A 497-nucleotide genomic window follows, 5' to 3' on the forward strand; every position below is an offset into this window, starting at 1 on the left:
GTGCAGATCTACAACGCCGCCGAAGCCCTGCCGAACCTGATCAACCCGTTCTACATGCTGCCGCTACTGGGCGTGCTCGGGTTGAAGGCCCGGGATCTGATCGGGTTTTCGTTCGTGCAGCTGCTGGTGCACACGCCACTGGTGCTGTTTCTGCTGTGGGCGCTAGGGACGACGCTTACGTATATGGCGCCGGTAGTGCCTTGACGCCGACCTTCAATCCACTACCAATCCAGTGTGGAAGCGGGCTGCTTCCACACTGGCGACTTATTGTTTTCACAAACGTAACCCCTCTGTCACACCTCGCTGCTAGCGTCCCGCCGAAACATATTGAAACAACTTAGCAAGACGGAACTCGCCATGAACGATGAAGAAAACCGCAACGACGCCTCTTCCCCGCAAACAGATACGCCCACCGACACCAGTCGCCGCCGCTTCCTGGGTGGCGTGGCGGTACTCGGTGTCGGCGCGACCCTCAGCGCTTGTGGCAGTCATGGCGA

At 59.2% G+C, this 497-nt stretch carries 2 protein-coding genes; both read left to right on the forward strand.

Features of this window, described 5'->3' with window-relative positions:
• Positions 1-204 (forward strand): TIGR00366 family protein (locus tag AC1DF0_RS32170; protein ID WP_477577629.1); only part of this gene is annotated, 204 nt, incomplete at its 5' end.
• Positions 205-357: 153 nt separating this feature from the next.
• Positions 358-497: twin-arginine translocation signal domain-containing protein (locus AC1DF0_RS32175; protein WP_477577631.1), on the forward strand; the 140-nt coding region annotated here is incomplete at its 3' end.

The organism is Paenibacillus sp. 05T425, from assembly GCF_056396205.1.